Source organism: Mucilaginibacter pineti (assembly GCF_900101875.1).
Classification (GTDB): Bacteria; Bacteroidota; Bacteroidia; order Sphingobacteriales; family Sphingobacteriaceae; genus Mucilaginibacter; species Mucilaginibacter pineti.
Map to the genome: position 1 here is coordinate 1 of NZ_FNAI01000040.1, position 3,100 is coordinate 3,100.

Consider the following 3,100-nt stretch of genomic DNA (forward strand, 5'->3'; position numbering starts at 1 on the left):
CATAATGCCGCGTGAATGATTATGCCGCACCGGATAGACTGGCTGGTTATTTAGGCCACTTTCCGGTGCGGTCATACGGCATAACTTATAAGTTTTCCAGAAAGATCAGCAATTTATCATCGGCTCTATAACGGCCAATAGCTGTAGTTGCTGATGACATTTTTGCCAGTGCCTGTTCTTTTAGCTTAAGATCAGCATGGATATATGCCTGTGTTGTTTCGACCGATTCATGTCCTAGCCAAAGCGCTATAACGGTTTGATCTATACCGTGATGAAGTAAGTCCATAGCTGTGCTGTGGCGCAGAACATGCGGGCTAACGCGTTTGCCAACTAACGAAGGGCAGGTTATCGAGGCTGTTTTTATATGCCTTTTTACCAGGTGCTCCAGCGCATCCCTACTCATTTTATCGCCGCGTATGGTTGGAAAGAGTGGATCCTGGTCATTACCCCGCCGCTCTCTTATCCAGGACTTCATCACGGCAATTGTTTCATGTCGTAGCGGTGTTGTTCTCTGTTTACGGCCTTTTCCTTCACAGCGAACGTAAGCTCCAACATCAAGGACAAGGTCACGACACTGTATACTAACCAGTTCTGATGCCCGTAAACCTGTTTGTAAAGTCAGCACCAGAATGGCGTGGTCACGTCGTCCGATCCATGTGGATCGGTCCGGTGCCTTTAACAATGCTTGCATCTGCTGTACCGACAAGAACTCGACATTGCGTTTAATGAAGCGTTTATTCGGCATGCTCAGTATTTTTTGACAGTGATGCATATGGGCAGGTTCATGCAGTGCAACAAACTTAAAGAAAGACCGAATAGCTGCCAGCCGCGTATTCCTGCTCCTGGAAGTATTTTTTCTGGTAGATTCGATATCATCCAGAAAGGCGCCAATCATTTCGGCGTCCAAGTCGTCTATAGTTAGCTTCATTGGGGATCGCCGGGTTTTAGCACCGGCAAACTTTAACAATAGCCTGAATGTGTCGCGATAGCTGGCGATCGTATGTGGGCTTGCTTCCATTTGGGTGAAAAGCCGTTCCGTAAAGAAGCGTTGGACTAAAGCGGAAAGCGGGGTTGTTGTCATTGCTGCACCTCCTTTCTGATATAGCTTTCGGCACGCCTCGCAGCTAAAGCCAGTAATTCCGGAACCGCTTCAATATACCAGTAAGTATGGGTGACCTTTTGGTGTCCAAGATAATTGACCAATTTGAGCATTTCCCGATCAATATCCTTATTTTCCTGGTACCAGTTGATCAATACCTTTACAGCGAACGTGTGACGGAGATCATGTATTCGCGGGCCGGTACCATGCCTGTTGAACCGCTGCTCTGCACGAAGTCCGATTTTTTGACAGGTAACGGCGAAGTTATAACGGACAATACAATCGGACAATCTGTTGCCGGTATCAGCGATAAAGAAAGGTTCCGGTGAATACCCAAGAAGCCGGTCCCGTTTCCTGGCATATTCTTTTAATCGATTCTTGGTGCTTTCTGTAACTGGTAATAGACGTTCCTTGCGGTTTTTACCATTACGAACGCTGATTACCCCATCAACCAAGTCTACATCCCTGTCGTCAAGAGAGATGACTTCGCTGATCCGCAGCCCAGTTACAGATACAAGCCCAAACAATGTTGGATAAGTGATTGCACGGAGACCGTTACTGGAAGGCAGGAGCGCTGCGGCTTCTATGATCTGTATAATCTGGCTATCGGTGTAGATGTAGGGTTGTTGTCTTCTGTAGTGACCAGGGATCAGGTTTTGAGGCGGTATTTCGTGGCATGTATCCAGGCTGTATAGCCAGGAGGCAAACGATCTGACCATTCCCAGACGCCTTGCCCAAGTGCTTTGAGACGCTTTACCAAAGGCCATCTTCCATTGCAGGAACAACGCTGTTCTGATGTGGGTCGCACCAGTAGATTCCAGGAAGCTAACAAACTGTTTTAATACCCGCTCCGAGGTTCCCAGGTCATACCCCAGGTTGCGTCTTATTTTTAGATAGCGCTCCAGTTCCAGTGAAAGATTCATAACCGGCCTCCTTCCGTTAACGGCCATGACAGCGCAATTGTCCGTAAACCGTCAATATCCTGCCGTGCGTATAACAAAGTGGTATTTCTCGAACGGTGCCTAAGTGTATTGCTGATCTCTTCGAAGCTTGCTCCCCGCTGTACCAGGTTTGTTGCCAGGCTATGCCTGAGTATATTATTGACCGTATATCTTTTCGGCGTGGGTATGGTTGTTGTTTTCAGCGCCTTTACCAGCGTTGTGTTCAATATCTGCGCATCCTTAAAAGGGCGATATGGAGACTTGTTTGCCACAAACAGATGTCGGGAGGAGCCTTTACGTTCATGCTGAACGTAATCAGCGATCGCATCTCCTGCATCTTGCAACAATGGTGTTCTGTCATGATAACCTCCTTTGCCACGAATAATGATTTCACCATTGCGCCAGTCGATATCTTCAAGTTGGATAGCAATAACTTCTGGCCCCCTTAATCCCAGGCGAGCCATAAGCAAGATCATCGCGTAATTACGCCTCCCGTAAGCGCCAGATCCGCCAGACCTTACTGCCCTTAGCAGTTCCTCGACTTGTTCTGTTGTTAGGTGATATGGAATTCGCTTACCATATTTCTGTGCTATACTGGGAATACCAAGGGCAAGATTTTTTTGGATCTTTTCTGTCTGAAATAAAAACCGGAACAGGCTACGCATGGTCGGAACCACGGTTTTGTCCCGAAGAGGCTCCGCACGCCCGGACAGATGATGTAAGAAATCCGCTATATCATGCGCTGTGATCAAGGACAAGTTATCTGGGGTCCCTGCAAACTTGAAGTCCAGAAACCGATCTACGAACGTGCAGTATTTGTAGATCGTCTTGTCTGTTAAGCCGCGTTGGCGGCTGAGGTAATTACGGTACTCGGTCTTGAGCTTTTCCCTTGGCTGGGTTGTTAATGTTTCCATCATTTTACTCCTAATATTTAGTTAAAAGAGCAAAGTGCCTGAAAATCAAAATCATTTCAAAATTATGCCGCATGTATATACTTAAAAAACGACCTTAGCACATCTATGCTGGTCTCATTCGGCATAATCATTCACGCGGCATTATG

3 protein-coding genes are annotated in these 3,100 nt (G+C 46.9%); all 3 read right to left on the reverse strand.

Translation table 11 applies throughout. The features are described 5' to 3' along the window. Positions 1-85: 85 nt before the first annotated feature. Genes BLS59_RS31005 through BLS59_RS31015 form a run of 3 tightly spaced genes read right to left on the reverse strand, consistent with a single transcriptional unit; the run spans position 86 to position 2,957 of the window. Positions 86-1,081 carry a tyrosine-type recombinase/integrase gene (locus BLS59_RS31005; RefSeq protein WP_091157902.1) on the reverse strand — a complete coding sequence of 332 codons (996 nt, stop codon included), beginning with the start codon at positions 1,079-1,081 and terminating at the stop codon, positions 86-88. Next, positions 1,078-2,022: a tyrosine-type recombinase/integrase gene (locus BLS59_RS31010; RefSeq protein ID WP_091157903.1), complete on the reverse strand. Its 945-nt coding sequence runs from the start codon at positions 2,020-2,022 to the stop codon at positions 1,078-1,080. The genes BLS59_RS31005 and BLS59_RS31010 overlap by 4 nt, the downstream gene beginning before the upstream one ends. Next, complete coding sequence (locus BLS59_RS31015) at positions 2,019-2,957, reverse strand: tyrosine-type recombinase/integrase (protein WP_091157905.1); 939 nt, start codon at positions 2,955-2,957, stop codon at positions 2,019-2,021. The genes BLS59_RS31010 and BLS59_RS31015 overlap by 4 nt, the downstream gene beginning before the upstream one ends. Between the last annotated feature and the right edge of the window lie 143 nt (positions 2,958-3,100).

What these genes read in the sequence shown, in the direction of transcription:
- BLS59_RS31005 (WP_091157902.1), bottom strand. Translation starts at nt 1,081, where the DNA reads ATGACAACAACCCCGCTTTCCGCTTTAGTCCAACGCTTCTTTACGGAA.
- BLS59_RS31010 (WP_091157903.1), bottom strand. Translation starts at nt 2,022, where the DNA reads ATGAATCTTTCACTGGAACTGGAGCGCTATCTAAAAATAAGACGCAAC.
- BLS59_RS31015 (WP_091157905.1), bottom strand. Translation starts at nt 2,957, where the DNA reads ATGATGGAAACATTAACAACCCAGCCAAGGGAAAAGCTCAAGACCGAG.